This is a genomic window from Nocardia aegles, assembly GCF_052545135.1.
Genome location: NZ_JBQWRI010000002.1, coordinates 896,596 through 923,124, shown reverse-complemented (window position 1 = coordinate 923,124; position 26,529 = coordinate 896,596). Strand labels below are relative to the sequence as shown.

Annotated in this window: 26 protein-coding genes and 1 pseudogene; 11 read left to right on the top strand and 16 right to left on the bottom strand. The window is 69.7% G+C overall.

Translation table 11 applies throughout. The annotated features are described in order from the left end of the window. Nucleotides 1-157: 157 nt before the first annotated feature. The gene (locus tag ACT89H_RS09375; RefSeq protein WP_445108118.1) at nt 158-3,547 is read left to right on the top strand and encodes a UvrD-helicase domain-containing protein; all 3,390 of its coding nucleotides are present in this window, start codon (nt 158-160) and stop codon (nt 3,545-3,547) included. After that, complete coding sequence (gene recD, locus ACT89H_RS09370) at nt 3,544-5,433, top strand: exodeoxyribonuclease V subunit alpha (protein WP_445108117.1); 1,890 nt, start codon at nt 3,544-3,546, stop codon at nt 5,431-5,433. Before ACT89H_RS09375 ends, recD begins: the two co-directional genes overlap by 4 nt. A gap of 40 nt (nt 5,434-5,473) precedes the next feature. On the opposite strand, the gene ACT89H_RS09365 is transcribed toward recD, so the two are convergent. Both ACT89H_RS09365 and ACT89H_RS09360 read right to left on the bottom strand, forming a co-directional pair. Beyond that, complete coding sequence (locus ACT89H_RS09365; protein WP_445108116.1) at nt 5,474-6,508, bottom strand: cytochrome d ubiquinol oxidase subunit II; 1,035 nt, start codon at nt 6,506-6,508, stop codon at nt 5,474-5,476. Nucleotides 6,509-6,511: 3 nt separating this feature from the next. Beyond that, nucleotides 6,512-7,930: a cytochrome ubiquinol oxidase subunit I gene (locus ACT89H_RS09360; protein WP_445108115.1), complete on the bottom strand. Its 1,419-nt coding sequence runs from the start codon at nt 7,928-7,930 to the stop codon at nt 6,512-6,514. A gap of 406 nt (nt 7,931-8,336) precedes the next feature. On the opposite strand from ACT89H_RS09360, the gene ACT89H_RS09355 reads away from it, so the two are divergent. Both ACT89H_RS09355 and ACT89H_RS09350 read left to right on the top strand, forming a co-directional pair. Next, complete coding sequence (locus tag ACT89H_RS09355; protein ID WP_445108114.1) at nt 8,337-8,552, top strand: Rv3202a family protein; 216 nt, start codon at nt 8,337-8,339, stop codon at nt 8,550-8,552. Then, nucleotides 8,524-8,895: a cold-shock protein gene (locus ACT89H_RS09350; RefSeq protein WP_445108113.1), complete on the top strand. Its 372-nt coding sequence runs from the start codon at nt 8,524-8,526 to the stop codon at nt 8,893-8,895. Before ACT89H_RS09355 ends, ACT89H_RS09350 begins: the two co-directional genes overlap by 29 nt. A gap of 364 nt (nt 8,896-9,259) precedes the next feature. Here the strand turns inward: ACT89H_RS09350 and ACT89H_RS09345 are convergent, their stop codons facing one another. From ACT89H_RS09345 to ACT89H_RS09330, 4 genes are all read right to left on the bottom strand, one after another. Next, complete coding sequence (locus ACT89H_RS09345) at nt 9,260-9,571, bottom strand: hypothetical protein (protein WP_445108112.1); 312 nt, start codon at nt 9,569-9,571, stop codon at nt 9,260-9,262. Nucleotides 9,572-9,593: 22 nt separating this feature from the next. Continuing rightward, entirely contained in the window at nt 9,594-10,013 is a 420-nt protein-coding gene (locus ACT89H_RS09340) for an Hsp20/alpha crystallin family protein (protein WP_445108111.1), read from the bottom strand. Nucleotides 10,014-10,457: 444 nt separating this feature from the next. Beyond that, complete coding sequence (locus ACT89H_RS09335; RefSeq protein WP_445108110.1) at nt 10,458-11,258, bottom strand: putative protein N(5)-glutamine methyltransferase; 801 nt, start codon at nt 11,256-11,258, stop codon at nt 10,458-10,460. Nucleotides 11,259-11,356: 98 nt separating this feature from the next. Then, nucleotides 11,357-12,226, bottom strand: a complete 870-nt coding sequence (locus ACT89H_RS09330; protein ID WP_445108109.1) for a YdcF family protein — start codon at nt 12,224-12,226, stop codon at nt 11,357-11,359. Nucleotides 12,227-12,664: 438 nt separating this feature from the next. Here ACT89H_RS09330 and ACT89H_RS09325 point away from each other — a divergent pair, with 438 nt between their 5' ends. Beyond that, nucleotides 12,665-13,510: a bifunctional 5,10-methylenetetrahydrofolate dehydrogenase/5,10-methenyltetrahydrofolate cyclohydrolase gene (locus ACT89H_RS09325; protein WP_445108108.1), complete on the top strand. Its 846-nt coding sequence runs from the start codon at nt 12,665-12,667 to the stop codon at nt 13,508-13,510. A 28-nt stretch (nt 13,511-13,538) separates the two neighbouring features. Here the strand turns inward: ACT89H_RS09325 and ACT89H_RS09320 are convergent, their stop codons facing one another. The 4 genes from ACT89H_RS09320 to ACT89H_RS09305 form a co-directional block, all read right to left on the bottom strand. Then, nucleotides 13,539-14,309: a DUF8176 domain-containing protein gene (locus ACT89H_RS09320; RefSeq protein WP_445108107.1), complete on the bottom strand. Its 771-nt coding sequence runs from the start codon at nt 14,307-14,309 to the stop codon at nt 13,539-13,541. A gap of 254 nt (nt 14,310-14,563) precedes the next feature. Continuing rightward, nucleotides 14,564-15,211 carry a nucleotidyltransferase domain-containing protein gene (locus ACT89H_RS09315; RefSeq protein WP_445108106.1) on the bottom strand — a complete coding sequence of 216 codons (648 nt, stop codon included), beginning with the start codon at nt 15,209-15,211 and terminating at the stop codon, nt 14,564-14,566. 55 nt (nt 15,212-15,266) lie between these two features. After that, nucleotides 15,267-16,019 carry a L,D-transpeptidase gene (locus ACT89H_RS09310; protein WP_445108105.1) on the bottom strand — a complete coding sequence of 251 codons (753 nt, stop codon included), beginning with the start codon at nt 16,017-16,019 and terminating at the stop codon, nt 15,267-15,269. A 191-nt stretch (nt 16,020-16,210) separates the two neighbouring features. Continuing rightward, entirely contained in the window at nt 16,211-16,645 is a 435-nt protein-coding gene (locus ACT89H_RS09305; RefSeq protein ID WP_445108104.1) for a winged helix-turn-helix transcriptional regulator, read from the bottom strand. Nucleotides 16,646-16,711: 66 nt separating this feature from the next. On the opposite strand from ACT89H_RS09305, the gene ACT89H_RS09300 reads away from it, so the two are divergent. After that, nucleotides 16,712-17,614 carry an NADP-dependent oxidoreductase gene (locus ACT89H_RS09300; RefSeq protein WP_445108103.1) on the top strand — a complete coding sequence of 301 codons (903 nt, stop codon included), beginning with the start codon at nt 16,712-16,714 and terminating at the stop codon, nt 17,612-17,614. Between the two features lie 34 nt (nt 17,615-17,648). Here ACT89H_RS09300 and ACT89H_RS09295 read toward each other — a convergent pair whose 3' ends face one another. Next, on the bottom strand, nt 17,649-18,308 hold the full coding sequence (locus ACT89H_RS09295; RefSeq protein WP_445108102.1) for a cyclodeaminase/cyclohydrolase family protein: 660 nt from the start codon (nt 18,306-18,308) through the stop codon (nt 17,649-17,651). Between the two features lie 147 nt (nt 18,309-18,455). Here ACT89H_RS09295 and ACT89H_RS09290 point away from each other — a divergent pair, with 147 nt between their 5' ends. Beyond that, entirely contained in the window at nt 18,456-19,493 is a 1,038-nt protein-coding gene (locus ACT89H_RS09290; protein ID WP_445108101.1) for an LLM class F420-dependent oxidoreductase, read from the top strand. A gap of 48 nt (nt 19,494-19,541) precedes the next feature. Here ACT89H_RS09290 and ACT89H_RS09285 read toward each other — a convergent pair whose 3' ends face one another. Continuing rightward, nucleotides 19,542-19,880 carry an STAS domain-containing protein gene (locus ACT89H_RS09285; protein WP_445108270.1) on the bottom strand — a complete coding sequence of 113 codons (339 nt, stop codon included), beginning with the start codon at nt 19,878-19,880 and terminating at the stop codon, nt 19,542-19,544. Nucleotides 19,881-20,245: 365 nt separating this feature from the next. Then, nucleotides 20,246-21,190: a MerR family transcriptional regulator gene (locus ACT89H_RS09280; RefSeq protein WP_445108100.1), complete on the bottom strand. Its 945-nt coding sequence runs from the start codon at nt 21,188-21,190 to the stop codon at nt 20,246-20,248. A 165-nt stretch (nt 21,191-21,355) separates the two neighbouring features. On the opposite strand from ACT89H_RS09280, the gene acpM reads away from it, so the two are divergent. After that, nucleotides 21,356-21,661: a meromycolate extension acyl carrier protein AcpM gene (gene acpM, locus ACT89H_RS09275; RefSeq protein ID WP_445108099.1), complete on the top strand. Its 306-nt coding sequence runs from the start codon at nt 21,356-21,358 to the stop codon at nt 21,659-21,661. Nucleotides 21,662-21,663: 2 nt separating this feature from the next. Here the strand turns inward: acpM and ACT89H_RS09270 are convergent. Beyond that, nucleotides 21,664-22,021, bottom strand: a pseudogene (locus ACT89H_RS09270) (alcohol dehydrogenase catalytic domain-containing protein); the annotation flags it as partial. Nucleotides 22,022-22,183: 162 nt separating this feature from the next. On the opposite strand from ACT89H_RS09270, the gene ACT89H_RS09265 reads away from it, so the two are divergent. Further along, nucleotides 22,184-22,681, top strand: a complete 498-nt coding sequence (locus ACT89H_RS09265; protein ID WP_445108098.1) for a hypothetical protein — start codon at nt 22,184-22,186, stop codon at nt 22,679-22,681. A 24-nt stretch (nt 22,682-22,705) separates the two neighbouring features. On the opposite strand, the gene ACT89H_RS09260 is transcribed toward ACT89H_RS09265, so the two are convergent. Continuing rightward, complete coding sequence (locus ACT89H_RS09260; RefSeq protein WP_445108097.1) at nt 22,706-23,389, bottom strand: PAS and ANTAR domain-containing protein; 684 nt, start codon at nt 23,387-23,389, stop codon at nt 22,706-22,708. Between the two features lie 232 nt (nt 23,390-23,621). On the opposite strand from ACT89H_RS09260, the gene ACT89H_RS09255 reads away from it, so the two are divergent. Then, complete coding sequence (locus ACT89H_RS09255; protein ID WP_445108096.1) at nt 23,622-24,125, top strand: STAS domain-containing protein; 504 nt, start codon at nt 23,622-23,624, stop codon at nt 24,123-24,125. A gap of 271 nt (nt 24,126-24,396) precedes the next feature. Next, the gene (locus ACT89H_RS09250) at nt 24,397-24,849 is read left to right on the top strand and encodes a TraR/DksA family transcriptional regulator (protein ID WP_445108095.1); all 453 of its coding nucleotides are present in this window, start codon (nt 24,397-24,399) and stop codon (nt 24,847-24,849) included. 27 nt (nt 24,850-24,876) lie between these two features. Here the strand turns inward: ACT89H_RS09250 and ACT89H_RS09245 are convergent, their stop codons facing one another. Beyond that, the gene (locus tag ACT89H_RS09245; RefSeq protein ID WP_445108269.1) at nt 24,877-26,529 is read right to left on the bottom strand and encodes a SulP family inorganic anion transporter; all 1,653 of its coding nucleotides are present in this window, start codon (nt 26,527-26,529) and stop codon (nt 24,877-24,879) included.

Sequence of the window (26,529 nt, the reverse complement as noted above, 5' to 3'; positions counted from 1 at the left end):
CCGCCGCGGCGCGTGCCGGTCGCCGCCGGGCGGCGGGGCGCGCGGCACAATGTCAGCTCGGACAGCCGCTACCGGTCCGTCGGGCGTGGCCGGGTACCCGGGCGACCGTGACGGCCGCGGACCACGTGACCACCGGCCGGGCAGGAGGGAGGCGCGCATGACCGTGCCGGAAACCTCCTTGCGGGCACGGGCCTTCGACGCCGACGCGGTCCAACCGTACGGACCGTTGCCCACCGGCACCACCGTGCTGGAGGCGAGCGCGGGCACCGGCAAGACCCACGCCATCGTCGGTCTCGCCGTACGCTATGTCGCCGAGGCGGGGGTCGAGGTGTCCCAGCTGCTGCTGGTGACGTTCAGCCGCGCGGCGACCCAGGAACTGCGGGAACGCACTCGCGACCGCTTCGTGGCCGTCGCCGCCGGATTGGCCGACCCGGACGCGGCGAGGGCGCATGCCGACCAACTGGTCCGATACCTCGCGCAGGCCGAGGAAGACGAGGTACGGTCGCGGCGGCAACGGTTGCTGACCGCCCTGTCGGATTTCGACGCGGGCACCATCGCCACCACGCACAGCTTCTGCCAGCGCATGCTCGACGAACTCGGCCTCGCGGGCGAACACGACCCGGGTACCCGGCTGGTGGAAACCGTCGACGATCTCGTCGGCACCGTCGTCGACGATCTCTATCTCAACCGCTATGCGCGCGGCGAACCGCCGTTCTCGGTGAAGGAGGCTCGCACGCTCGCGCTGGCAGCGGTGCGGGACCGGCACGCGACGCTCGTGCCCGACGGCGAGACCGGCGAGCGCGTGGCGTTCGCCCGAGCCGTCCGCGCGGAGACCGAGCGCCGCAAACGTCTGGCCGGGCTGCGCGACTTCGACGACCTGCTCGTGCTGCTGCACGACGTGCTCGCCGATCCGGAGCACGGCCCGCGCGCATGCCGCCGCATCCGGTCGCGTTACCGCGTCGCCCTGGTCGACGAGTTCCAGGACACCGACCCGCTGCAGTGGGACATCCTGCGCAGGTCGTTCCACGGGCACGCCACCTTGGTGCTGGTCGGCGATCCCAAACAGGCGATCTACGCGTTCCGCGGCGCGGAGGTGCTCAGCTACCTGGACGCGGTCGCGCACGCCGACATCCGCGAAGAGCTCACCACGAACTGGCGCAGCGACGCGGGACTGCTCGCCGCGCTGGACCACCTGCACGGCGGGGCGGCCCTGGGGCACGAGGACATTCGCGTCCATCCGGTCACCCCGACCAGACCGTGGTCGCGGCTGTCCGGACCCGCCGAGCTCATCACGCCGCTGCGAGTGCGGTGCCTGCCGCGCACCGGCGCGGGACCGCTGAACAAATCCGGCTTTCCGGCCGTCGGGCGCATGCGCAGCGCAGTCGCCGACGATCTCGCCGCCGACATCGTGCGTCTGCTCGAATCCGGTGTGCTGCTGGATGGTAAACCGGAAACGGTGATACCAGAAGGGGATTCGCTGGCGGTAGGCGATCCGGCGCGCAGGCCGATCGGACCGGGCGACATCGCGGTGCTGGTGCGAACCCGCTCGCAGATCGACGTGGTGCGTGCCGCGCTGGACCGCGCCGGGGTCGCCTCCGTACTCGCCGGCGGTGTCAGTGTCTTCGGCACCGACAGCGCCACCGACTGGCTATGGGTGCTGCGGGCGCTGGAACAGCCGCACCGCGGCGACCGGGTGCGGCTGGCCGCGTGTACACCGCTGCTGGGTGTGACCGCGGCCGAGATCGACAGCGGGGGAGCCGATCTGGTCGGCCGGGTGAGCGTTCAACTGCGTGAGGCGGCGCGGTTGTTCACTCGCGCGGGATTCGCGGCCGTGTTCGAGAAGATCGCCGCCGAAACCCGACTGGCGCCGCGACTGCTCGCGGTGGAGAACGGGGAGCGGCAGCTCACCGACCTGCGTCATCTCGCGCAGTTGCTCGACCAGGTCGCCTCGACCGAGGGACTGGGGCTGACCGCGCTCACCCGGTGGCTGGCCGACCGGGTGCGCGATCCCGCCTCCGGCGCCGTCGCCGACCGTAGCCGCAGGCTCGACCGGGACGCCGCCGCCGTCCAGATCGCCACCGTGCACGCGAGCAAGGGACTCGAATTCCCGGTGGTGTACCTGCCGTTCGCCTGGGACAGCGCGAAGAACCCGTATCCGGCGACATTGCTGTTCCATGCCGACGACGGTGCGCGTGTGCTGGACGTCGGTGGCGCGGACGCCCCCGGATACGCCGCACGGAAGGCGCGCAGCGAAGCCGAGGAGGCGGGCGAGGAACTGCGGCTGCTCTACGTCGCGCTGACCCGCGCCATGTGCCAGATCGTCGCCTGGTGGGCACCCGCGATCACCACCGCGGCCGCGCCGCTGCATCGCATGGTCTTCGGGCGCGCCGATCGTGGCGCCGCCGTCGCCGACCGAGCGACGGTTCCGGCCGACGCCGTTGTCGCGCAATCGCTTTCGTCGTGGGCGCAGGGCGCGGGCGCGGCGATATCGGTGACGGCGGTGGCCGGGCCCGACGGAGTCGCGATCCGGCGAGCGCGCACCGCGCCCGCGCAGGGCGCACTGGCCGCCGCCGGCTTCGACCGGGTGCTGGACCAGCAGTGGCGGCGCACCTCGTACTCGGCGCTGACCGCCTCCGCGCACGGCCCGGCGGCACCCGGATCCGACAGCGAACCGGAGGACGCGCGCGGACCGGGTGACGAGCCCGCGGGAACCTCCCTGATCGGCGCGGCGGAGCCGGAGCCGTCGGGCGCCGCGTCGCTGATGAACGCGCTGCCCTACGGCGCGGAGTTCGGCACGTTGGTGCACGGCGTCCTGGAGCGGATCGACACCGGCCGTTCGGACCTGGGGGCCGAGGTGCGCGATCGGTGCCGCGAGGCGGTGGGCGAGCTGATGGCCGAGGTGGATACGGAATGTCTGGCCACCGCGCTGCTGGCGGTGCTGCGCACCCCACTGGAGGGTGGCTGCCTGGCCGATATCGCCCCGCGGGACCGCCTCAGCGAACTCGAGTTCGAATTGCCACTGGCAGGCGGGGACCGCGTCGGCTCCACCGCGGCGACGCTGCGGCGCGTCGCCGAGTTGCTGCGCGAACTCCTTCCGGCCGACGACGAGCTGTTCCCGTACGCCGATCAGCTGGCGGCGCTGGAGGACATACCGCTGCGCGGCTACCTGACCGGCAGCATCGACGCCGTGCTCCGTGTCCAGGGGAGCGCGCACCCGCGATTCGTCGTCGTCGACTACAAGACCAACCGGCTCGGCACCGGTGATCTCACTGTCGCGCACTACACCCGTGACCGGATGGCCGCGGAGATGATGCGTTCGCACTACCCGCTGCAAGCATTGCTGTACTCGGTCGCGTTGCACCGGTATCTGCGCTGGCGGCTGCCCGGCTACGATCCGGCCCGGCATCTCGGCGGGGTCCGTTACCTGTTCGTGCGCGGCATGATCGGACCGGAGACGCCCGCGGGGTGCGGCGTCTTCGACTGGCATCCGCCCGCCGATCTGGTCGCGGCGCTGTCGGCGCTGCTGGCGGGGGAGGCGGGCCGGTGACCTCGATCCAGGTGGCGCAGCGAGGAACCGGCCTGCTGCGCACGTTCAACGAGGCGGGCGTGCTGTCGGCCGCGGACGTGCACGTGGCGCTGCGCTTGGGCCGGCTGGGCCGGGAGTCGTCGGAGGCGGTGTTGTTCGCCGCGGCGCTGGCCGTGCGCGCGGTGCGCTCCGGCTCGGTGTGCCTGGAACTGCATCGGATGCGGGAGATCGGCGTCGACGCCGACGAGACCTGGGACGCGGGCGTCGATCCGGCGACATTGCCGTGGCCGGACATTCCCGCCGTGGTCGCCGCGCTGCGGGTGAGCCCGCTGGTACGTGGTGGACCGGCGGGTCCGTTGCGGCCGCTGCGGCTGGTGGAATCCCACGGGGCGGGCGATTCCGGTCCGCTGCTCTACCTCGATCGGTACTACCGGCAGGAGCAGACGATCCGGCGGGTGCTCACCGAGCGATCGGCACACCATCCAGTGGTCGTTCCCGGGATCGTGCGCCGCGAACTGGACCGGTTGTTCGACGCGCCGTCCGGCCCGGCGCCGGATCGCCAGCGCCTGGCCGCCGCGCTCGCCGCGACCCATTGGACCACCGTGGTCGCCGGCGGGCCCGGCACCGGCAAGACCCACACCATCGCCCGGATCATCGCCTTGCTGGCCACGCACCGCGAGGCCGAGCCGAAGCTCCCCGCGCTGCGCATCGCGCTGGCGGCGCCGACCGGGAAGGCGGCGGCGCGCCTGCAGGAAGCCGTTCGCGAGCAAGCGGTTTCGCTCGGATTGCCGGAACTCACCGCCGCCACCCTGCACCGGCTGCTCGGCTGGCAGCGCGGTCGCAGTACCCGGTTCAAATACCACGAGTTCAACCGGCTGCCCTACGACGTGATCGTGGTCGACGAGACGTCGATGGTCTCCTTGACCATGATGAGCAGGCTGCTGGCCGCGCTGCGCCCGGACACCCGCCTGGTGCTCGTGGGCGACCCGGACCAGCTCGCCTCGGTCGACGCGGGCGCGGTACTCGCCGACCTGGTCGCCGGACCGGTCGCCGCCACCCCGAATCCCGTGCTCGACGAGATCCTCGGCCCGGAGGCGACCGGCGAGCACACCGAGGCATTGACCGCGCTGGAGCGCACCCGTCTGCGCGGCGGCATCGTCCGGCTGACCAGGGGCCGCCGGTTCGGCGGGCGGATCGCAGGGCTGGCCGTCGCGGTGCGAGCGGGAGACGCGGACGCCGCGCTCGAGTTGTTGCGCGCGGGCGGCGACGAATTGTCGCTCAGCGGGCCCGACGAGCTGACCGCGGTCCGCGCCGACGCAGTGCGGGCCGCGACCACGGTCACCGCCGCCGCGCTCGACGGCGACGCGGCGGGCGCGCTGCACGCGCTGGAATCGCATCGCCTGCTCTGTGCGCACCGGCAGGGGCCGTTCGGTGTCGAGCGCTGGGACCGGATGGCCGCGGAGTGGGCCGCCGCCGCGGGAGCGGGCCCGGATTCCCACCAGGCGCCGTGGTACCCCGGCCAACCGCTGCTGGTCACCGCGAACGATCACGAGGCGCGGATCTACAACGGCGACACCGGCGTCGTCGTGCGCATGCCCGACGGCTCGCTGCGCGCGGCGCTGCAACGCGGCAGCGAACCGTATCTGGTGCATCCCACGCAGTTCCCCGCGGTGGTCACCGTGTTCGCCATGACCATCCACCGCAGCCAGGGCAGTCAGTACGACACCGTCTCGGTCGTCCTGCCCGAGCCCGAATCCACCCTGCTGACCAGGGAATTGCTGTACACCGCGATCACGAGGGCACGTCGCCACGTCCGCATCATCGGCACCGAGGAGTCCATCCGCGCGGGGATCGCGCGGCGGGTGCTGCGCGCCAGCGGGCTGTCGCGCCGGGAAGAACCCCGATGACGGGATCGCACATTCGCGGCGCCCACGGCGGCTATCTGGTCTACACCTGTTCCGGTGTGCCGGCACGCACGGGCTCGTCGCGGACCCACGCGTCGGTCTGGGTGAGCCAGAACAGGTAGGCCAGGGCGGGGAGGACCGTGACGGCGGCGACGGCGACGACGACGAGCAGTCCCACCAGGGTGGCGCGCGCACCCGCGGCATCCGCGATGAGCAGGTGATCGACGAGGATCCACGGCGTCTGCGCGACCGCCCACCCGATGACGATCGCGGCGACCGCGACCGTCGCGGGAACGCGCGCCCACCCGAATCGGCGGCGGTACACCAGGGCCAGGGTGAGCACGCCCGCGGCTGCCGAGAGTGCGATCAGCGGAAGGGCGCGCCCGAGGAGTTCGGCACCGAGTGTCGGTGCGTCGTGACGGATCGGCGCGATCGCCGCGATCGCGACCGCCCCGGTCACGCCACCGACGATCAGCGTGCGCAGGCGCAGGTATCCGGCGAGTGCGTTGTCGCCCGAGCGCGCGGCGTCGGCGGTGAGGAAGACGCCGGCCAGGAAGGCGGACGTCCCGACCGCCAGAACACCGCCCAGAATCGAGGTCGGGTTCAGCCAGGAGCGCATCCGGTCGCCGTACCCTTCGGCGGGCACCCGGCCGGAGGCGATCGCGCCGACGGCGGTGCCGAAGAAGAACGGCGTGATGAGCGACGCGCCCGCGAACAAGGCGCCGAACAAGCGTGCCTGGCGCAGTGTCGCGGAGTACTTGCGGAACGCGAAGTTCGCCCCGCGCAGCACGATTCCGAGCAGCGCCAGGCTCATCGGGATGAACAGGGTGGTCATGATGGCGGCGAACACCGTCGGGTACGCGGTCCAGAGGAACACCAGGACGTAGATCAGCCACACATGATTGGCTTCCCAGACCGGTCCGATGCTGTGGTCGATGAGCACTCGCAAGCGGCTGCCGCGCCGGGGGCCGCCCGCGGTCAGGTCCCAGAATCCGGAGCCGAAGTCGGCGCCGCCGAACAGCGCGTAGAGCACCACCCCGGTGAACATCGCGGTCGCGACCACGTCCGAGAGATCCATCGGTCACGGCTTCCCGACGCCGCGGGCGCGCTGCGCCTGGTCGACCGGTGAAGCGCCCGGTCCATAGGGGGCGGTGATGGTCGCGGTGCCGGTGCGCCAGCGCCGCGCCATGGAACGCAGGACGACGATCGCACCCACCGTCATCCCGGCATACACCAGCAACACGCTGACAAAGCTCCACCACAGGCCGGTGCTCGTGCCGGCGGCGTCGGTGGTGCGCAGCACCTGCCACACCGTCCACGGCTGACGGCCCACTTCTGTGGCGATCCAGCCGCATTCCAGCGCCAGGATCGCCAACGGTCCGGCGGCCACCGCCGCTGTCAGGAACCAACGTTCGGCCAGCAGGTCGCGGCGGCGGCGCAGCAGCCAGAACACGATCACCATCAGTGCGAGCAGGGTGCCGATGGCGACCATGGTCTGGAAGGCGAGGTGGGTGAGGTTGACCGGCGGCCGATCCGCCACGGGCACCGAGTCCAACCCGGGTACCGGAGCGGTGAGCGAGTTGCGGGCGATGACCGAACCCATCCAGGGTATCTCGAGCGCTCCCCGGACCTCGCCGTCGACGAGGACGCCACCCAATCGCAGCGGGGCGGGCCCTTCGGTCGTGGCGGCCAGTTCGAACGCGGCCAGCTTCGACGGTTGCGTGTCGTTCACCCGCATCCCCAGCACGTGCCCGAGGAGTGGTTGGGCGAGCGCGGCGGCGGTCGCGAAGACGAACGGAACCGTGAACCCGAGCCGGTGATGCGGGTCGCTGCGTCCCCGTAGCAGACCGGCGGCGTAGACGCCGGACACGAGGAATCCGACCACCATGAACGCCCCGACCCACATGTGCGCGAACTGCAGGTACACCCCGTCGTTGAACATCGCTCGCCACGGATTCACATCGGTCACCTCGCCGTCGGCGAGCCGGAAGCCGGTCGGGTTGTTCATCCACGCGTTGACGCTGACCACACAAAAGGTGCCGACCACACCGGCGGCCCCCATCGGCACGAGCATGGCGAGATGGCGGCGTGGCGGCATACGCCCCCATCCGTAGAGGTAGATGCCCAGGAAGATCGCTTCGATGAAGAACGACAGCCCTTCGAAGGCGAACGGCAACCCCAGCACGTCGCCGAAGCGGCCCATCAGCCCCGGCCACAACAGCCCCATCTCGAAACTGAGCACCGTTCCGGAGACCGCACCTATGGCGAACAAGATCGCCGACACCGTCGCCCACCGCTTCGCCAAGCCCAGGGCCACGGGGTCGTCGCGGACGATGCCGCGGCGGTGGACGACGTAGATCATGGCGGGAAAGGCCACGCCGAAACAGGCCAGCACGATGTGCCAGCCCAGCGAGAACGCCATCTGCTGGCGCGCGGGCAGCAGACCGGGCGGCCCTTCGCGCGACGCCTGGTAGAGCGCGATGAGCGTGCTCGACACCATGCGGGCCCCTTCTCTCGGTCTCGGTAGCTCTCGGTCTCAGTAGCCGTATGCATTGCCCGCGCATCCGGCTCTCAGCCGGAATATCCCACTCGCGCCGCACCAACCCGGCGCGGTCGCGGAGCATCGGGCGGCGACGTAGCCGGTCGCGGTAGCGCTGGTCGCGGAGGCGGCAGTCGCTCGGGCAGTCGACAGCCGCGTGCGCTGCCGTCGGGCTGACACAGTGGAACGGATTCGGGACTTGCGCAGATATCATAGGAGTGATAGAAGAAATCTGTGTCAGAAAATAGAGATAATGCGACACGACGATGTTCGATCTCTCGTTCTCGACTCTTCCCCACAGGTGGGCTCGGTGGGATCCGAGCCCACCTTTCCCACGAAACCGATATTCACCCCGGAGGAGTAACGAATGACCACGATCCCGCTCTACAGTGACGGTGACCACGCCGACCAGCAGACCCTCGTTCGCGCCGCCGACCGCGATATCGGACTGGACACCGGCGGATTGCACCCGCTGGCCGAGCGCATCCGCGCCGCGTTCGACACCGCCGATATCAGTGACCGCATCGATCAAGCCTGGATCACCCCTACCGCCGATGACGACTACGATTGCCTCGCCTACTGACAGCACCGTCCATCCCGACCCGCACACCGGCGCCGCGGAACTGCCACGCTGGCAGCACGGATACGTGGCCTGGTTCAACAAGGAAAAAGGCTTCGGGTTCCTGACCCCGGACAACGGCGGTGAGGCGGTGTTCGTCCGGTATACCGCCATCTGCGCCCCCGGCTACAAAACGCTCACCGCCGGGCAATCGGTCGTGTTCACGGCCGCCGACACCGACCGCGGACCCGAAGCCACTCAGGTGCTGACCTACACGCGTGCCCACACCACGCCCTCGTCGCGCGAGCTGCCGCGACCGCATCGCTCCGGCCGCCGCTGCCGATCGCGGCTACGGCCGGGGCGATAGCCGCCAACTCCGCCATGGCCGCAACGACCCCCGCCCGCATCGACGATTTCGACGGTGCGGGCGGAGGTCGCTCAAAATCGGGCAGGTGGGACACTGTTTCGCCGGCGAAGGAGCGCCGGGTGCTTCGGCGATCTGCCGCGCAGTGGCATATGCGAGGTGCGAAAACCGCGGCTGGTGCGCGTCGGGGGAGGGATCTGTAGTCCCTCCCCCGACCTGGAGAAGAGTGACGTGACTACGAGAGGTCGTTCCCGCGGCGAGCTGTCATCCCCGCGTGCCACATGGTGTGGCGGTGCGCGTAGAGCAGTTGCTGCTCGGCAGCGCCTGGGGCAGGGCGGCGACCGCCGCGCCGCGGAACTCGTTTTTCTCAGTGGGATGCGGGCATCACCTCCTTTGCTCTGCACCGTGTGGTGGGCGGTTTGTGCGGAGGACCGCGTTCGGTGGCAGGCCACGCTTCGGGGTGCCGGCCGTGCGTCTCGAGCGTGTCCCGGCCACGGCACGGGCTCGAGGCGCGCCGCGGTCTCGGCGCGGGGATGAACGGATGCGCCCGGCCGCGCAACCGGGCTCCCGCCTCGCACAGGATCGCGTCGACCTCGGCGAACAACCGCTCGAGGTCGGGATCGAGCAGCCAGACGTCGCACTCGTCGAGTGGCCGCGGACAGACAGCCGAATCCGACATGACGGTGTCTCCTGTCCCCGCGTCAGGCGTCGATCGCCTTGTGCCCGTTGCCGCGACCGACCTCGATCTTGCGCGGCTCGGGCCGGTCCACCAGTGGGATGGTCAGACGGAGCACGCCTTCGGCGTAGTCGGCGCGAACCTGGTCGATGTCGAGATCGTCGCCGAGGAACAGTTGGCGGCTGAACTCGCCGCGCGGCCGCTCGGCGGCCACCATCTCGCGGTCGGCGTCGAGCTGCGGCCTGCGCGCCCGAACGGTCACGACGTCGCGCTCGACGTTCAGGTCGAGGGAATCGCGATCGATGCCCGGCGCGTCGATCTCGACGACGAACTGGTCGCCCGCACGCCAGGCGTCCATGGGCAGGACCGCGGGGCGGGTCGCTGTGCCGAACATCTGCTGCGTCCAACGTTCCACATCGCGGAACGGATCCGTGCGCATCAGCATGGTCGTCACCTCCAACTCACTCTATTCTGCATAGAACGAATCAGATAAGTTGTACCAAAGGGCACAGATTTCTTATAGCACTGATTCGAGTGCCGCGCAAGTACTCAGCCGAGGAACTTGGCGGAACTTGGCTTAGGGGCCGGTTCACGCTGGTTGCCGCGCATCCGCAGGCGTCGGCGACACCGGATGTGATGCGGCGCCCCGACGGTGACCTGGTCGCGAACGCGCGCTGACCCTGCTGCAGTCCACGCTCACCGATCAAGGGTTCGAGCCCGGCCGGGAAGGCGCAGGCTGCCTGCGTCTGCGGAACTGTCCGTTCCATCCGCTGGCGGACAACGCTCCCGACCTGGTGTGCGGAATCGATCACGCCTACCTGCGCGGATTTCTGGATGGCCTGGAAGCCGACAGCCGTGACGGCAGTCCTCGCGCGGAAGTAGCGCGTCGTCACCGTGGACGGGTCCCGATGACCACCGTCGCGTAGTGCTCCTCCGATTCCGCGACCCGGCCCGCCAGACCGTGCGGCGCGAGAATGTCGAGGGCTGGTGGCGCCTGCTGCTCGCTGGACTCCACCAGCAGATGCCCGCCCGGGGCCAGCCACTCGGCGGCCTCGGCCGCGACCCGGCGGAAGACGTCCAAGCCGTCCGGGCCGCCGTCGAGGGCGGTGCGCGGCTCGTGATCGCGAGCCTCCGGCGGCATCCGCGCGATCATCTCCGAGGGGACATAGGGGGTGTTGCAGAGCAGGATGTCGATGCAGCCGCGCAATTCCTCCGGCAAGGGCTCGAACAGGTCCCCTTCGTAGACCGCAGCGCCGAGCGGGGTGAGATTCCGGCGGGCGCACGCGACCGCGACCGGATCGATGTCGGCGGCCGCCAGCGTGATCGGACGGCCCGCGTCGGTGGCGGCCCGCGCCGTCGCGAGGCCGAGGGCGCCGGAGCCGCAACACAGATCGACCACCACCGGATGACCGGTGCGGTCGCGGAGCAGATCGACGGCTCGGTCGACGAGGAACGCGGTGCGCTGCCGCGGCACGAAGACGCCGGGGGACACCGCGACCCGCAGTCCGCGGAACTCCGCCCAGCCCAGCACGTGCTCGAGCGGGCTGCCGGTCACGCGCCGGGCGACCAGCGATTCCAGGGCCACACCGGTCTGCGCGGCGGCGGCTGTGAGCAGCCGCGCCTCCTCCTCGGCGAACACGCAGCCCGCCGCCCGGAGCCGGCCCACCACATCGGTACTTCCCGCTGACATCACCGGGCCATCCTGCCGGGCGCACGCGGGATGCCGCCAACGGATTTCCCCGGCGATCGGGACCCGCGCTTCGGATGCGGGTCCCGATCGGCCCGGCGTCAGCGGGCGGTGGCGAGCTGAAAGGTGCGGGTGGCGTCGAGATAGATGCCGTACTGGGCCGCTCGGCCCGGCGGCGGCAATTGCGAGACCAGTTGCTCGAGCGAGGTCGTCGCGCCGACGACCCTGGTGCCCGCGACGACGAAATCGGCCACGGCACGGCGGATGTGGTTGGGGGAGGTGACCACGATCGCGCTCGTCGCCCCCACGTCTCGCAACAGCCTCGTGCTGAACAGGGCGTTCTGCACGGTCGAGCCCGCGCGGGTCTCCACGTGGATGCGCGTGGCGGGCACCCCGTGGGCGACCAGCCAGTCGCGCATGGCCTCGGCCTCGGTGATGCCGTTCTGCGGATTCCCGCCGGTGACGACGATCGGCGACAGCGGCGCGGCGATCGACTGCAACCAGGCCGCGGTGAGCCGGTTCACCAGTTCGGGACGCAGCGCCCCGTCCGGCAGCAGACCGTAGCCGAGCACGACGATGCCGGTCTGCGGCCCGGCCAGCGCGGGCAGCGGGTTCGGCAAGGTGCCCACCGCGGCGCGAATGGCGCCGAGCACGTTCTCGGTGCCCTGCGCCAAGCCCGCATCGACCGCGTGCAACCGCGCTATTGCGTCCACGAGCGCGGGCAGGTCACCGGCGTAATCCGACCAGATCGCCTGCAGGGCGAGCGCTTCGGCGTCGGCGGGGTCGGCGCCGATCAGGTTGCGCAGGTCGGCGCGGCCCGCGTCCTCGTCGCCGTTGGCGAAGTGGCGCTGGGCGGAGTTGTACAGGGCGTCGGTGTCCGGTCCGGCGTGCGCGGGGACACCGGCGAGCCCGGTCAGCGAGAACGCGGCGAACGACGCCGCGACGAGAAGTTTCCAATGCCTCGAGATCATCACTACAGTCGTCACCTTTCCGCTGTGGAACGGGTGGGCACGTGCTAGCAGTCAGCTGGGGCAAGCACGGATTACGATACGGCCGAAGTTCCCGGCGACCCGGCAATGAGTGAGCGGGTCATGCGATGCCGTCACGGCTCCGTGCGCCCGGCTCGACCGCGAGTCACGAATTCCGCCGTCGGTGGTTTCGCAGCAGCGCCGGTCGCCGACTCACTTTTTAGGCGTACCTCCGCCTTCGCTGCGGCCGTGCGCGGGGTTGAGGACGGACTGCGCCCGGCTGCGCCCGTTATGCGTACCTCCGCCTTCGCTGCGGCCGTGCGCGGGGCTGAGGCCGGACTGCGTCCGGCTGTGTCCGTTATGCGTACCTCCGCCTTCGCTGCGGCCGTGCGCGGGGTTGAGGACGGACTACGTCGGCCGCGCCCATTACGCTGTGTCAACGTGGATACCGTTTCGCTGTCCGGCAAGGAACTCGCCGCCGCCATCAACGCCGATACCAAGGCCCGCGCCGCCGCGCGCACCGAGGGCGGCACCGCCCCCCGCCTTGCTTTGGTCGTGGCGAACGACGACCCGGCGAGCGCCTGGTATGTGAACTCGCTCCGCAAAGCGGCCGAACGGCTCGGAATCGCTTGCGACACAGTCGATCTCGGTCCGGAAGCCGACGTGACGGCGATCCGCGCCGAGCTCGCCGCCCGCGGTGCGGATCCGGCGACCGACGCGATCATGCTGCAGACCCCCCTCCCGAAGGGCGTCACCCTCGACGACGTGAGTTCCGCGATCGTCGCGTCCAAGGACGTCGACGGCGTCAGCCCGTTGTCGCTCGGTCTGCTGGCGGCCGGGCTGGACGGCTTCGTCCCCGCCACCTCCGAGGCCGTGGTGGAACTGCTCGAACAACACGAGATCCCGCTGGCCGGCCGCCACGTCGCGGTCGTCGGCCGTTCGAACGTGGTCGGAAAGCCGCTCGCCCAGCTGCTGCTGGCGAAGGACGCGACCGTCACGGTCTGCCATTCCCGCACCGCCGACCTCGCCGCCGTCACGGCCACCGCCGACGTCGTCGTCGCCGCGGCGGGCCGCATCGGCCTGATCTCGGGCAAGCACATCCGGGCGGGTGCGGTGGTCATCGACGTCGGCACCAACGAGGCCGCCGACGGTAAGATCGTCGGCGATGTCGACGCCGATTCGGTACGCGGCAAGGCCGCCGGGCTCAGCCCCGTCCCCGGCGGCGTAGGGCCGGTCACCACCGCGCTCCTCATGCGCCACGTCGTCACCGCCGCCGAATCCGACTGAGCGTTTTCGCTCGAGCGCGCGAAGAGCCCTATCCGCGGGTGATGGCGCTGATGAGAGTGCGGTCGCCGTCCTTGGCGGTGGTGACGAGCTGCGGGTTGTAAGTGACCGGCTGCTGCCCGGTGCGGTGCTCGGTGACGACCACGATGTACTGGCCCGCGAAGGCGCCGGGACTGATCGCTACGCAGTGGGTGGTCCCCGCGGGAATGCTGTCGATGCCGCGCTGAATGGCGTCAGCGGCTTGGACGGCGGCGTCCGCGGTGGTGGTGGCCCGCACCTGCTCGCCGGACCGGTCGACGTAATAGGCGTGCTGGAACGCGAAGATCACCGCGGGACCGGAGTCGAAACCGCCGGCGCCGTTGCCCTGGATCCGGTTGCCCACCCGCTCGGCGGGGCACTGCGCGGTCGGTGCCGCGGGGACGGTGGCCTGCGCGGACGGTTGCGGCGCGGCGGCCTGCTGATCGGGGCCGCCGATCCCGACCAGCAGATAGGCCACGAGGGCCGGTGCGGCGATACCGAGCGTGCCGAGCAGTGGGATCAGCCATCGCCGGGAACGCGGCGCGGGCGAGCGGTCGATCAGCCCCGCGAATTGATCCTCGTAGAGCTCGTCCGGCTCGGGTTCCCGCGGCGGTGCGGGCTCGAACGGCGGCGCGGGCTCGAACGGCGGTGCGGGCGACCGATCCACCCACGTGGCCCACTCGCCGCGGTACTGCTCACCGGACGGCGCCTGTACCGGCCGTTCGGCGCCGTACGGATCACCCCGGTCGTAACCGGGTCGTGCGCCCATCTCCGGTCGATCCATCGCCCCACCCTTCATCAGGTCCCCGTCAGATTATCCGCATCGCCACGAGCCGGGAATGCCCTGCCCCGTTCACAATTGAGCCGTCTCGCACCCCGCAGGGTACCGCCCGGTACGTCGATCCGGCGCACGTTGTCCCGATGGCCGACCCCGGACCGCCGAGCGCATCGCCCCCGTGCCGGCGGAGGACGCCGCGGTGGCGATTCGGAACTCGGGTGCCGGCGGAGCACCTTCCTCGCTGCTCCCGGACGCCCACATCACCGTAGTAGAGGCAACCATTCGTGCTCGGGATAGTGTCCGGTCACATACGTTCGCACCGCTGCTCGCTGTGCGGCGGTCAACTTCGGCCAGGTTCGCTCGAGATCCGCCCGGTCCTTGGGTCTGCCCTGCTTTGCTTTGAAGATCAGCACCAGTTCCGGGTTGAGGTATCGGATGCCGTCGTCGGCGATCCAGGTCACCTCGTCGAGCGGTGCGACCATGGCGTGATCGCGCCGGTTGACCCATGCCCCGTCCTGTCCCGGATTCAGCAGAAGGTCGATCAGCCACGGCGACCGCGCGTTCGCACGCAGCCAGACCTGGTCGGCGTTCTCGGCTACGTCGGGGAAGCGCTCGTCGACGGGACGGATGCCGTCCGGGCCCGCCGACCAGATGTGCAGGCGGCCGCGTGCGGCGATGCGCAGGGCGGGCAAGTCGGCACGGAACATCGCCACGTCGACATCGCTGTGCCGCCGCCGGGTGCCGGTGCAGGCGTCGATCGCCCAGCCGCCCGCGATCCACCACGCAGCGCCGACGTCGCCGAGGATCTCGCCGACATCGCCGGGCGTGACGTATGCCCAAGGGCCCCAAAGGTCTTGGAACTCGGCTTCGGCCGCGTCACGCGGCGGTGGGATCGGAAACTCGCGCAACGGTGGCCCTCCCGTCGGGTACGTCTTCCGACGCTACCCGCAGGAGGGGCGTCGTTCACCAGTGCGTGACGACCGGGTCGCCGACGCCGATGGTGTGATAGACCCATTCGGCGTCGTCGGGCGCGAGGTTGATGCAGCCGTGGCTGACGTTCGCGTAACCCTGCTGGTCCACCGACCACGGGGCCGAGTGGATGAAAACGCCACCCCACGTGAGCCGTTCGGCGAACTCGCCGTTGATGATGTAACCCTCGGGCGAGCTCAGCGGAATGCCGATGGTGCGGGAGTCGAACACGACGGACCGGAACTTCTCCAGCACCGGCCAAGTGCCGGTGGGTGTTTCGTATCCTGGCTTGCCCATCGAGGCGGGCATCGTCCGGACGACCGTGCCGCCGACGGTGAGTGTGAACGTGTGCGTCGACATATTCGCTTCACCGAAGACGCCCGCGTTGGTGGTGAATTCCGTACGTACGCCGCCGACCGAGACGAGGATGCTCGCGTCGGCGGGCAGGAACCCGGTCGGCGTCCACGTCACGTCGCGATCGTCGGTCCACGCGAAGGTACCCGGCAACGGCCGGGTGGTTCTGATGTCGATGGATTGTTCCGTCTGCGCGCGATCCGCGACAGGTGCGGCGAAACGAACGGTCACGGGGTGAGCTACGCCCACCACCTGGCCGTTCGAGGGTCCGATCGACGCCACCGCGGGTGTCGACGGCTTTCCGATCATCGTCGCTGCCGCCGCGCCCGACCCGAACGCGGCCAGTGCCACGATCACGGTCGCGAGGAACAGGTACCGAATGGAGCTCCTCATGGGCGTCCACCCCTTCGAGCTGGTGTGGTAGGCAAGGGACAGTCTAGGGCCCCATGATCAACTCGGCCACGGATAGGAATTGGTCCGTGGTCCAGTTGCGATCGGGGGCATGTCCACCACTGAGCCTTACCCCGCGGGATCGGGTCGAAACGGGCACGCGTCACCGGATACCGGGGGCCACCCGGCGACGGTCAGCGTGCGCCGTCGACGGGCAGCGGCTCCGGCGCGGCCGCCGCTCGCGCGTCGAAATCCGCTCGGGCGGTGAGAATTCGGTCCTGGTGCTCGACGGCCCAGACGCCCATGGCGTGCGTGATCGCACCGATGCTCGCGCCCATCTCGGTGAGCGAATACTCGACCCGGGGCGGCACCGTCGGATAGACCGCACGGCGCACCAGACCCTCGCGCTCCAGGTCGCGCAGTGTTCGAGTGAGCATCTTCTGGGTGATGCCGTCCAGGCGGCGGCGCAATTCGTTGAATCGGATCGGCCCATCGTGGCCGCGCAGCACGCCGAGCACCAGCATCACCCATTTGTCGGCGAGCACGGTCAGTACTTCTCGTGCGGGGCAGTGGTGCAGGTAGTTGTCGACCAGGCTGCCCGCCGAGGGCCGGTCACAGGCAGTATCCATAGGGAACCTCGGTATCAAGAAGGTGCCTTCTTCCCGAAAGGTACTACGGGTGGCCAGAATCGGTGCATGCTCGCAATCACGCAATACGCGTTCGGTGGCCCCGAAGTGCTCCAAGTGGTCGAGGTGGATCGGCCGCGGCCAGGTCCGGGGGAGGTGCTGGTGCGGGTCGCCGCGACCAGCGTCAACGCCGCCGACTGGAAGGTGCGCGCCGGACTGGTCGGGAAGCTCGGCGACCCACCGCTGACGCTGGGGCTCGACGTGTCGGGTGTCGTGGCCGAACTCGGACCCGGTGTGGACCGGTTCGCGATCGGTGATCCGGTGTACGGCATGGTGTTCGGCGGTGCGAACGCGGAATACGTTGTGGCGCAGGCGCACACCTTGGGACCGAAGCCGAGGAACGTCGACCTGGTGCACGCCGCGGCACTGCCGACGGCGGCGCTGACCGCGTGGCAGGCGCTGGCCGCGCTCGGCGCGGGGCAACGCCTGCTGGTGCACGCCGCCGCGGGCGGCGTCGGGCATCTGGCCGTGCAGATAGCCCGGCATCGCGGCGCGTACGTGATCGGCACCGCCCGCGTGGCCAACCACGAATACCTGCGCGGGCTCGGCGCCGACGAAGTGATCGACTACACCGCTGTCGATTTCGGCGCCGCGGTGCGCGACGTGGACATCGTGCTCGACCTGGTCGGCGGTGCGTACGGTTCCCGCTCCATCCCGGTGCTGCGGCCCGACGGCCGGTTGATCGACACCCAGGGCTCGGACGCGGAAGCCGACCCGCGCTACGAGCGGTTCTATGTCGAACCGTCCGGGGTATCGCTGCGTGAGATCACCACGATGGTCGAGCGCGGTCATCTGCACGCGACTATCGACCAGGTGCTACCGCTGGCGGACGCCGCGAAGGCCCACGAACTCAGCGAGTCGGGGCGGGTGCGCGGAAAGATCGTGCTGGTCGCATGGAATCCGCCCGCCTGACCGAGCCGGGCCGCGACGGCCCCGGACGAGCGGGTCAGCGGCGAACGGCGTGCACGACGTCGGCGTGCAGGGCGTCGGCCCGCGCCGCGAGCTCCTCGATCCGCACCAGGACCGCGGCGAACCGGTCGCCCTCGGCGGCGGGTAGCGATGCCACGTTGATCTCGATGTTGAGTTGCGAGGAGGTGGCGGCGGCGCGGCAGGCGTCGGCGGCCGCGCCGATGTCGGTGACGACGTTGGGATTCCCGATCGGGAACAGCTCCGCTGCCAGCGACAGCACCTCGTCCGCCTCGTCGACGACGGCGGCGGGCACGCGGGCGGCCTCGACCAGCGCGGCGGTGATCGCCGAGGCGCGGGCGGCGAGGTCCTCCGGAGTGTCCTTGGGCAGCTTGTAGGCGGCGCCGACGGCCGTGAACGCGGCGGCGTCGGCGTCGGCCAGCGCCAGCGCGCGCTCGCGGGCCGCGTCGGCGGCCTCGATGATCCGATCGACCACCGGCCGGTTCTCGGCGTCCTTGGCGCGCGTGGTGTAGCGCGCGACCATCGCGATGAGCGCGGCGGCCTGCGCGGCGTGCAGTGCGGCCACCGCGCCGCCGCCGGGCGCGGGGATCTTGGCGGCCAGATCGCTCAGGTACTGCGCCAAGGCGGCCCCGCCGAAGGACGACGCAGTTTCCGTGGACGACGAGCTGGTCTGCGACACGAGGGTGGTGCCTTTCGTTTACGGCGAGGATGGTCTACGTGTAGACGCTACCCCGTGGCGCTGGTCGCGCGATCGTGACCACGGCTTACCCGGCATCCCCCGTGGCCGGTGCGCGGCCGGGCCGTATCCGCCGTTATGTTGAGTGCCATGCGGATCGGATTGAGCGTCAACTACTCGGGGGGCTTCAAAGAGGCGGCGGCCGAAGTCGCCGACCTCGAGCGGGCGGGCCTGGACATCGTCTTCGTCCCCGAGGCGTACTCGTTCGACGCGGTGAGCGCGCTCGGCTACCTGGCCGCCAAGACCACGCGCCTGCAGCTGGCCTCCGGCATCCTGCAGCTCTACACGCGCACCCCGAGCCTGACCGCCATGACCGCGGCGGGCTTGGACTTCGTCTCCGACGGACGCTACGTGCTCGGGCTGGGCGCGTCGGGTCCGCAGGTGATCGAGGGTTTCCACGGCGTGCCCTACGACGCGCCGATCGGCCGGACCCGTGAACTGGTGGAGATCTGCCGGAAGGTCTGGCGGCGCGAGCGCCTGGAGTACCAGGGCAAGTACTACCAGATCCCGCTACCCGCAGGGCAGGGCACCGGCCTGGGCAAGCCGCTCAAGCTGATCAACCACCCGGTGCGTGAGCGCATCCCGGTGCTGCTGGCCGCGCTCGGCCCGAAGAACGTGGAACTGGCCGCCGAGATCGCCGAGGGCTGGCAGCCGATCTTCTTCCTGCCGGAGAAGGCGAAGGATGTGTGGGCGGACTCGCTCAGCGCGGGTCTCGCCGAGCGCGACCCCGCGCTGGGCGCCCTGGACGTGTACGCCGGTCCGGCCCTGGCCATCGGGGACAACGTCGAACCGCTGCTGGAGTTCGTGAAGCCTCATCTGGCGCTCTACATCGGCGGAATGGGCGCCAAGGGAAAGAACTTTTACCACACGCTGGCCACCAAGTACGGCTACGGGGCCGAGGCCGACCGCATCCAGCAGCTGTACCTGGGGGGAGAGAAGGAGGCCGCCGTCAAGGCGGTCCCGGACCAGTTGGTCCGGGACATCTCCCTGGTCGGCTCGGCCGGATACGTCAAGGAGCGAGTCGCCGCCTTCAAGGAAGCGGGCGTCACGGTTCTGAACGTGGTCCCGATGGCGGCCACCGCCGCCGAGCGCGTCAAACTGATCGAACAGCTGCGCGAACTGGTCTGAGAACGGCGCTGCCACCGTCGACGGGTGCGACGGTGGCAGCGGCACGGGTCATCTCCGGCGCAGCGCCGCCAGCGCGTCGTCCAGCGTCGAATGCAGCGCGAACACCTGATCGAGGCTGGTCATCTTCAGCTGCCGACTGGTCGCCGGGCCGTCGGCGACGACGGCGATCGCGGTGGTCGAGCCCGCGCGCTGATGGGCGGCCACGAGCGTCGCCATGCCCGCCGAGGCGAGGAAGCTGACCGCGGTGAGGTCGATGATCAGGGCCGCGGGCTTGCCGCTGAGAAGGGCATCGATCGCGTTCTCCAGCGCGGGCGCCGTAGCCAGATCGACCTCGCCGGCCACCGTCAGCACGGTGGCGCCGTCGTGGGCCGCGACCGTGGTGGTCATCGTGTCCGCGAGGGGATACGCGTCTCCGGAAGTATTGGTCACAACTTCACAACACACAAATCGCGGCGGATTCGCAACCTTTGAGTGTTCATAGAGGCAACCATACCCTGTTGCACCGACCGGTCTGCCGAGCCGGCGGCTACGGTGCCTGCGACCGCATCGCCGGGCGTGGGCGGGCGATCCTCGCCGGTGAGCACGCAGACAGCTACAAACCGGCGAGTTGGATCGCGACCGGAACAAGTCGTTCGGGCGGTGGAGAGCGGGTCGGCGCCGACATCGTCGCGGCGGCGGCCGGCGACCGACCGCACGACGAGCGGAATGCGCTGCGTGCCGCCAGGTGTGGCGCATCGCGGCGGTGAGGTGAATCAGCGTGGCGAATCCCCGGGAGCGAACGCTGGTTGGGGTGCCTGCGCATCGGCGAGGTCGGTGGAGTGAGCCAGTGCGTTGTACAACCAGTCGTGGGCTCGGCCGACAGTGACACGAGTTCCGAGGAACCGTTCTGTCAGAGTCCAGTACCGGTGAATCCGGTGATCGGAATCGGTTGCGTCGATCAGCAACTGCTCGCGGAAACGCCGGGAATCGTGTTCCCCTCGCGCGCCGGCATGGGCGTTGACGAATCGATCGAGTTCGCCACCGGCGCGCGGCCGCACGCCTTCCGCGACGAGTGGCACCACGTCCATCACTACACCGTCCATCTCGATGTACAGTGCGCGAGGGTCGCGGATCAGCTCCGGCCGATGCCGCCAGTATTGCTGCCGCACGGCATTGTGCAGATCGGGATCCGCCACCAGAGCGGCCAACTCGGCATACGCGACAACTTCGTCGACGGACGGATCAGCAGGCGGCTCGGGAACATTCCAGCCCACCCATATGTCGCTGTCGCACCGTGGTATCGGTGCGAGAACGCGCCGCCAGAACCGCACCAGGCAGTCGTGCACCGCACCACCGTCCTGCGCGGCGGACAGTAACGCGAGTCGCTCGGTCCGCTGTGCCGGGGTGACCGTCCCGATGGCCCGCAGTGACGCCCGCCGCCACGCCAGCGACCTGAACTCGATATCCAGCCGCGCACTTTCGGCAGCGATGACCTCGGTCATCGACCGCTGTTCGTGCAGCACGTCGGTGATCGAGTCCAGCCCGAGACCGAGCGCGCGCAACCGACGCACCAGCAGTAGTCGTTCGGTGGCGCTATCGGCGTCGAACATCCGATGCCCGCCCGCGCTGCGCTGGGATTCCAGGATGCCTTCATCGCAATAGAACCGGATCGTGCGCACCGCGAGCCCGGTACTGCGCGCCAACTCCCCGATACTCACCAACGCATCGGATCGTGTGTTGTCTGTCACAAACTGTTGAACCTCCACCCCGCTGGAGCTTTTAGCGTACTGGCACTGCCGTCCGACCCCGAGAGCGGAAACCGAAGCAATCGCGGCGGACAAGGGAGTACTACGTATACGTCGTCACACCGAGGAGGGTGTTTCATGCCTACCGCGCAAGAAGAAATCGTCGCCGGCATCGCAGAGATCGTCGAGGAGGTGACGGGTATCGACGCCGCAGAGGTGGTGATCGAGAAGTCCTTCGTCGACGATCTGGAGATCGACTCCTTGTCACTGGTGGAGATCGCAGTACAACTGGAGGACAAATACAGCGTGAAGGTCCCCGACGAGGACCTCGCGAGCCTGCGAACCGTCGGTGACGCGGTCGCCTACGTGCAGAAGATGCAGGCCGAGAAGCCCGGGCTCGCCGCCGAAGTGGAAGCGAAATACCAGGAGGGCAAGGCGAATTGAGCTGCGCCGCCGTGCACGAGGGCGCCCTGATCGGTCGTGAGGTGGGCGTGGTCGAACAATCCTTGCCACGCGGTCGGTCCGGATATGGGCAGCGCGGCGGCCACGGTGTGGTCGACGTCGGCGGCGGGGGCGAGGTTGCGAGCCGCTACCGCGGTGTACTCGGCCAGAGATCCGTTGCGAGCCCGGTCGGTCGGTCCGAACATCCGCCGGCCTACCGTGATGCCAGTGGTTCCGTAGCCGAATTCGACTACGGTTCCGGACAACTCGTGTCCGGGGATGGTGGGGGTCCGGTCGCGGCCGGCGCGATCGGACCAGGTCGGGCCGGTCGAGCTCGCCAGGGGTGAAGCCCGCGGCGTGCACGCATGGATGCCTCCACTGATCCGTGCTCGCCGTACCCGGGGCCGCAGCCGTGAAACGCCACTGCCCGGCCGCGTCCCGGTTCCGGTGCCAGGAGTCGTGGACCTGTTTGCCGTGTCGGCGGTCACTCTTGCCGGGTTCCGATTCCGCTGCTACACCGGATCTATGTCCGTACATGCAGATTTACTAGTTCAGGATCAACAAGATCTGGCGCAGCGTGTGCCGGCGCGCCCGGGTGACTGGCATCCAGGGTCGCTGTGGTGGGACGCGCAAACCGTGCTGGTGACCCATGAGATCGAACCGGGCCGGTGGGAGAGGCTGCGGCGTCTGGTGGTGCCGGTCGGGCTCGGGCGACTGGCGTTCCGGCTCTCGTCGTGGTCGCCGGAGGCAGCGTGCATGATGCGCGATCGCCGGGTGATCGTTCAGGCCGGGGACTGGCGCGGCGAGCCCGCCATCGGATCGCGCGAGCATCAGGGCAGCGTGCAGCTCTACGGTCCTGGACCGCTGGCCGACACGGTCGCCGAGGGGCTGCGGATCAAATATGGTGCGCGCCTGACCATGGCCCGGTTCGGGCATCGGCTCAGGCTCGGCTCGGCCCCGTACGCGGACCTCGTCGCCGTGGTCACCGTCCGCGAGAACAAGGGCATGCTCGCTCTGCCCTGACCCGCGGCCATGGGGGGCGGTCGGTCAGTCGGGATACTCGTGGACGGTCAGCAGTAGATGATCCAGCCGAGTACGTAGCTGAACAGGGCCGCCGCCGGCCGCCGACGCGACGGTGACCAGTTTGGTGGCCAGCAGCCGCAGCTTGGTGTTGGTTTCCTGCGATCGCCACCGCAACACCTGGAAGGCCTGGTCGGCGTTCAAACCGTAGGCGAGCATCAGCATCCCCTTGGCCTGTTCGATCGCCGCGCGGGCCTCGACCACTTCCGGCAACGTCTCATCGAGCGCTTCGCGCCGCTGCTCGTCGACCGTGGCGGTCAGATCGACGAAATAGCCGGAGGTGCCCACGACCGCACCGGTGCCGTCGAAGATGTGGTCGGCGACCACGAGCACGTGCCGGACGCGTCCGGCGGTGTCGATGATGCGGTGCCGGCTGCAGAACGCGCCGTGGTCGCGCACCGCGGTGGCCAGGGCGTCGGCAACCGCGGCGCGATCGGCAGGATGGTTGTGCGACAGCACCAGATCGGTGGTCGGCTGCACCTGGCCAGGGGCGTAGCCATACAGTTCGGCGACCTCGTCGGACCACTCCCAGCGCTGATCGTCGAACCAGAACCGGAAACTGCCGACCCGCTGCGGCCCCTCCGCCTCCGGGGCGCCACCATGCGATGCGCTGGGGACGCCCGGTCCGTTGGCATCACCCTCCTGTGCCATCTTGCTCCCTCCTGGCATCCGAAGGACACGATCTCTCGGTACCGGGAAGCGTTCCCCGGAACGCGGCGGTCATCGCTCGGCCGGGCGCCTGCCGGATACCGAAATGGTCACACTCGCCGCTCTCCTCGCCCGACCACGGCGCGTGATGGTAGGCAGGACGGTGACGAGACGTCTTGATTCCAACAGGACTCCTCGGCTGTGCCGGACAAGGCACTCGAACCAGGAGAGAGTCATGGATTCGGACTCGTTTCGCGGGCACATGCCCGATCCGCGGACCCGATTGTTCAGCAGACTGCGGCGTCAGGGGCCTGCGGTGGTGATGTCGGCCCGGGGTGTCGCGGACGGGTTCACACTGCAGACGTGGGCGGGTGATCTCCGCGAAGCTATGGAATGCGCGGAAACGTCATCCTGCGGCTTGGTCGTCGACACCACCAAGCTCGAATTCATGTCATGGCGTGCGCTCTACCTTCTGGCGCAGTATGCCGCCGCGTGCCGTAGCAGCGGTGTGGCGGTCAGATTGGTGAGCAGGAATTCGACGATCGCCAAGATCGCGCCCAGCGACCCGGTCACCGCACGACTGCCCGTCCATTCGACAACGGTCAGCGCACTCACCGCCCTGCGATTGCACCCGCTGCCGACTCGCCGAGCGGACCCGGCTGCCCGCCGCGCCACCGCCGGCAACGATCGCGTCCATCGGGCCCATCGCCCGGGACCCGCCGACAAATCCGCACGATAACCCCGAACGCGCGCGGCATGGGACCGCTGCGTCGTGCGACCGATCGGATCGCGGCGACCGACTCCGGCGCTTCGCCCGACAGACGAGGCCAGGTCAAAAAGGCGTCGGGGCCCTGACAAGCGCAGCCGTGGACCGTAAACGTTCTTGGGGTTGTCAGCGAATATTCCGATGGTGTGGAGGTGATCCTACGAAAGGGCCGCCGGCAGGGTGGCCCGACCTCGCACCTGACCGCATCTCGAACCGTATTCGATCCGTCAGCCCTGGAGACTGGATGCCCATCGCCCACCCTGACTCACCCGCACGCCTGTCCGACCACATACCCGCGCTGCGAGCGAGACTGAATCAGCAACGCCGCTTCCGCCTGCAGCAACTGGCCGAACTGGATGCCGACATCGACCGCACGCCCACACCCGTCGACGCGGCTGCTGAGGCCAGGCAAGAAGTCACCATCACATTGGCCGCGGCGGCACGCCACGCGCTGGCCGATATCGACGAAGCCCTGACGCTGATCGGCGCAGGCCGTTACGGCCGCTGCCGCGGCTGTCATGCCGAGATCCCGATACACATCCTGCGAACCATTCCGACGACACAATGGTGCCTGCACTGCCTGCGGCATCTGCCTGCCTTCGACGGCTCCCGCCCGATGCGCGGGCAGCTGCCTCGCGCGACATCCCACACACCGCGTGACCCGTCGACGCGACGGAAACCCCTCGCGCGCCGTTGATCGGACCGTCGAGCGATGGGCCGGTCATCAGCACGCGTTCTCCACCGGGCTGGGCAGTCGACCGCGGGCGTGGGTGATGGCGTCAGGCGTGTGTTCGAAGATTTGCGAGTCACCCCCGGCCGGAAGTGCGCCGATCGCGGCCAAGCGCCGCTTGTGGTCGTCGCGTAGTCCGGACATGAGCACGGTGATGTGGCGGTGTTCGAGTTTGCCGATGGCGTCTTTGAGCACGAGGGCGCCGGTGGTGTCCAGAGCGGTGATGTGGGACATGCGCAGGATGATGATGTGGACATCGGACACGTCGGCCAGTTCGAGGAGGAATCGGTGGGCGGCGGCGAAGAACAGTGGCCCGTCGATGCGGTAGGCCACGATGTGGTCGCCGAGCAGTTGGTGTTCTTCGGCCAGGTGGGTGCTGCCGTCGGTGGGAGGATCGAGCGGGATCTGCTGTAGCCGGGCTTCTTTCGCGACGGCCCGCAGGGCGAGCACGACAGCGATCCCGACTCCGACCGCGACCGCGGTGACCAGGTCCATCGCGACGGTGACACCGAAGGTGACGGCCATGATCGCGGCGTCGCCTTTCGACGCGCGGGCGATCGCCGCCAGTGACGCGGTTTCGATCATCCGCACGGTGGTGGCCAGCAGCACGCCCGCCAGCGCGGCCAGCGGGATGTCGGCGACCAAGGGTGCGGCCAGGTAGATGATCGCGGCCAGTACGACGGCGTGGGTGAGTGCGGCGAGGCGGCTGCGTGCGCCGGAGCGGACGTTCACCGCGGTGCGGGCGATCGCGCCGGTAGCCGGGACGCCGCCGAATATCGCAGCGGTCAGATTGGCCAGTCCTTGTCCGAGCAGTTCCCGGTCGGGATTGTGGCGGGTGCCGACGGCCATCGCGTCCGCCGCGGTGGCCGACAGCAGCGATTCCAGCGCGGCGAGTGCGGCCACCGCGAGTGCGGGGCCGGCGAGGGCGCCGAGCTGATCGAGATGCACGACGGGGAGCGTGGGGGTGGCCAATCCGGCGGGAATCTCACCGATCGGGGTGAGGCGCAGATCGAATGCCTGCGCCGATACGGTGGCGACGGCCACCGTGATCAGCGCGAGTGGCAGCTTCGGCAGGTACCGCCCTCCGGCCAGCACGACCGCAGCGACCAGCAGCGCCGTAGCGAGCGTCGTGGGGTGCGGGTGCGCGATGTATTGCCGCACTGCGTCGAAGGCCGCCTGCCATACCTTCTCGCCCGCGGGGTGGGCGATGCCGAGGGCGGACGGGAACTGTTGCAGGGCGATGACGACAGCGATCCCCGCGGTGAAGCCCTCGATCACCGGAGCAGGCATGTACCGAACCGCCCGGCCGACACCGGCGAACGCGAGCACGAGCAGCACAAGACCGGCCATCAGCCCCACGGCCAGCACTCCACCGCCGCCGTGCTGGTGAAAGATCGGCACCAGGACCACGGTCATCGCCCCGGTCGGTCCCGACACCTGGAACCGGGATCCGCCGAATACCGCCGCCACCGCTCCCGCGACGACCGCGGTCGTCAGACCGGCGGCCGCGCCCAGGCCGGAGCTGATGCCGAATCCGAGCGCCAGCGGGAGCGCGACCAACGCGACCATGAGCCCGGACAGTAGGTCCGCGCCGGGTGCGCGGACGGCCGAACGCCAGTCCGACCACGACGGTAGGAGTGCGCGCAT

Coding starts and splice junctions, on each gene's coding strand:
- ACT89H_RS09375 (WP_445108118.1), top strand. CDS start 158: ATGACCGTGCCGGAAACCTCCTTGCGGGCACGGGCCTTCGACGCCGAC.
- ACT89H_RS09365 (WP_445108116.1), bottom strand. CDS start 6,508: ATGGATCTCTCGGACGTGGTCGCGACCGCGATGTTCACCGGGGTGGTG.
- ACT89H_RS09360 (WP_445108115.1), bottom strand. CDS start 7,930: ATGGTGTCGAGCACGCTCATCGCGCTCTACCAGGCGTCGCGCGAAGGG.
- ACT89H_RS09355 (WP_445108114.1), top strand. CDS start 8,337: ATGACCACGATCCCGCTCTACAGTGACGGTGACCACGCCGACCAGCAG.
- ACT89H_RS09350 (WP_445108113.1), top strand. CDS start 8,524: ATGACGACTACGATTGCCTCGCCTACTGACAGCACCGTCCATCCCGAC.
- ACT89H_RS09345 (WP_445108112.1), bottom strand. CDS start 9,571: ATGTCGGATTCGGCTGTCTGTCCGCGGCCACTCGACGAGTGCGACGTC.
- ACT89H_RS09340 (WP_445108111.1), bottom strand. CDS start 10,013: ATGCTGATGCGCACGGATCCGTTCCGCGATGTGGAACGTTGGACGCAG.
- ACT89H_RS09335 (WP_445108110.1), bottom strand. CDS start 11,258: ATGTCAGCGGGAAGTACCGATGTGGTGGGCCGGCTCCGGGCGGCGGGC.
- ACT89H_RS09330 (WP_445108109.1), bottom strand. CDS start 12,226: ATGATCTCGAGGCATTGGAAACTTCTCGTCGCGGCGTCGTTCGCCGCG.
- ACT89H_RS09320 (WP_445108107.1), bottom strand. CDS start 14,309: ATGGATCGACCGGAGATGGGCGCACGACCCGGTTACGACCGGGGTGAT.
- ACT89H_RS09310 (WP_445108105.1), bottom strand. CDS start 16,019: ATGAGGAGCTCCATTCGGTACCTGTTCCTCGCGACCGTGATCGTGGCA.
- ACT89H_RS09305 (WP_445108104.1), bottom strand. CDS start 16,645: ATGGATACTGCCTGTGACCGGCCCTCGGCGGGCAGCCTGGTCGACAAC.
- ACT89H_RS09300 (WP_445108103.1), top strand. CDS start 16,712: ATGCTCGCAATCACGCAATACGCGTTCGGTGGCCCCGAAGTGCTCCAA.
- ACT89H_RS09290 (WP_445108101.1), top strand. CDS start 18,456: ATGCGGATCGGATTGAGCGTCAACTACTCGGGGGGCTTCAAAGAGGCG.
- ACT89H_RS09285 (WP_445108270.1), bottom strand. CDS start 19,880: ATGACCACCACGGTCGCGGCCCACGACGGCGCCACCGTGCTGACGGTG.
- acpM (WP_445108099.1), top strand. CDS start 21,356: ATGCCTACCGCGCAAGAAGAAATCGTCGCCGGCATCGCAGAGATCGTC.
- ACT89H_RS09265 (WP_445108098.1), top strand. CDS start 22,184: ATGTCCGTACATGCAGATTTACTAGTTCAGGATCAACAAGATCTGGCG.
- ACT89H_RS09260 (WP_445108097.1), bottom strand. CDS start 23,389: ATGGCACAGGAGGGTGATGCCAACGGACCGGGCGTCCCCAGCGCATCG.
- ACT89H_RS09255 (WP_445108096.1), top strand. CDS start 23,622: ATGGATTCGGACTCGTTTCGCGGGCACATGCCCGATCCGCGGACCCGA.
- ACT89H_RS09250 (WP_445108095.1), top strand. CDS start 24,397: ATGCCCATCGCCCACCCTGACTCACCCGCACGCCTGTCCGACCACATA.
- ACT89H_RS09245 (WP_445108269.1), bottom strand. CDS start 26,529: ATGCGCGCACTCCTACCGTCGTGGTCGGACTGGCGTTCGGCCGTCCGC.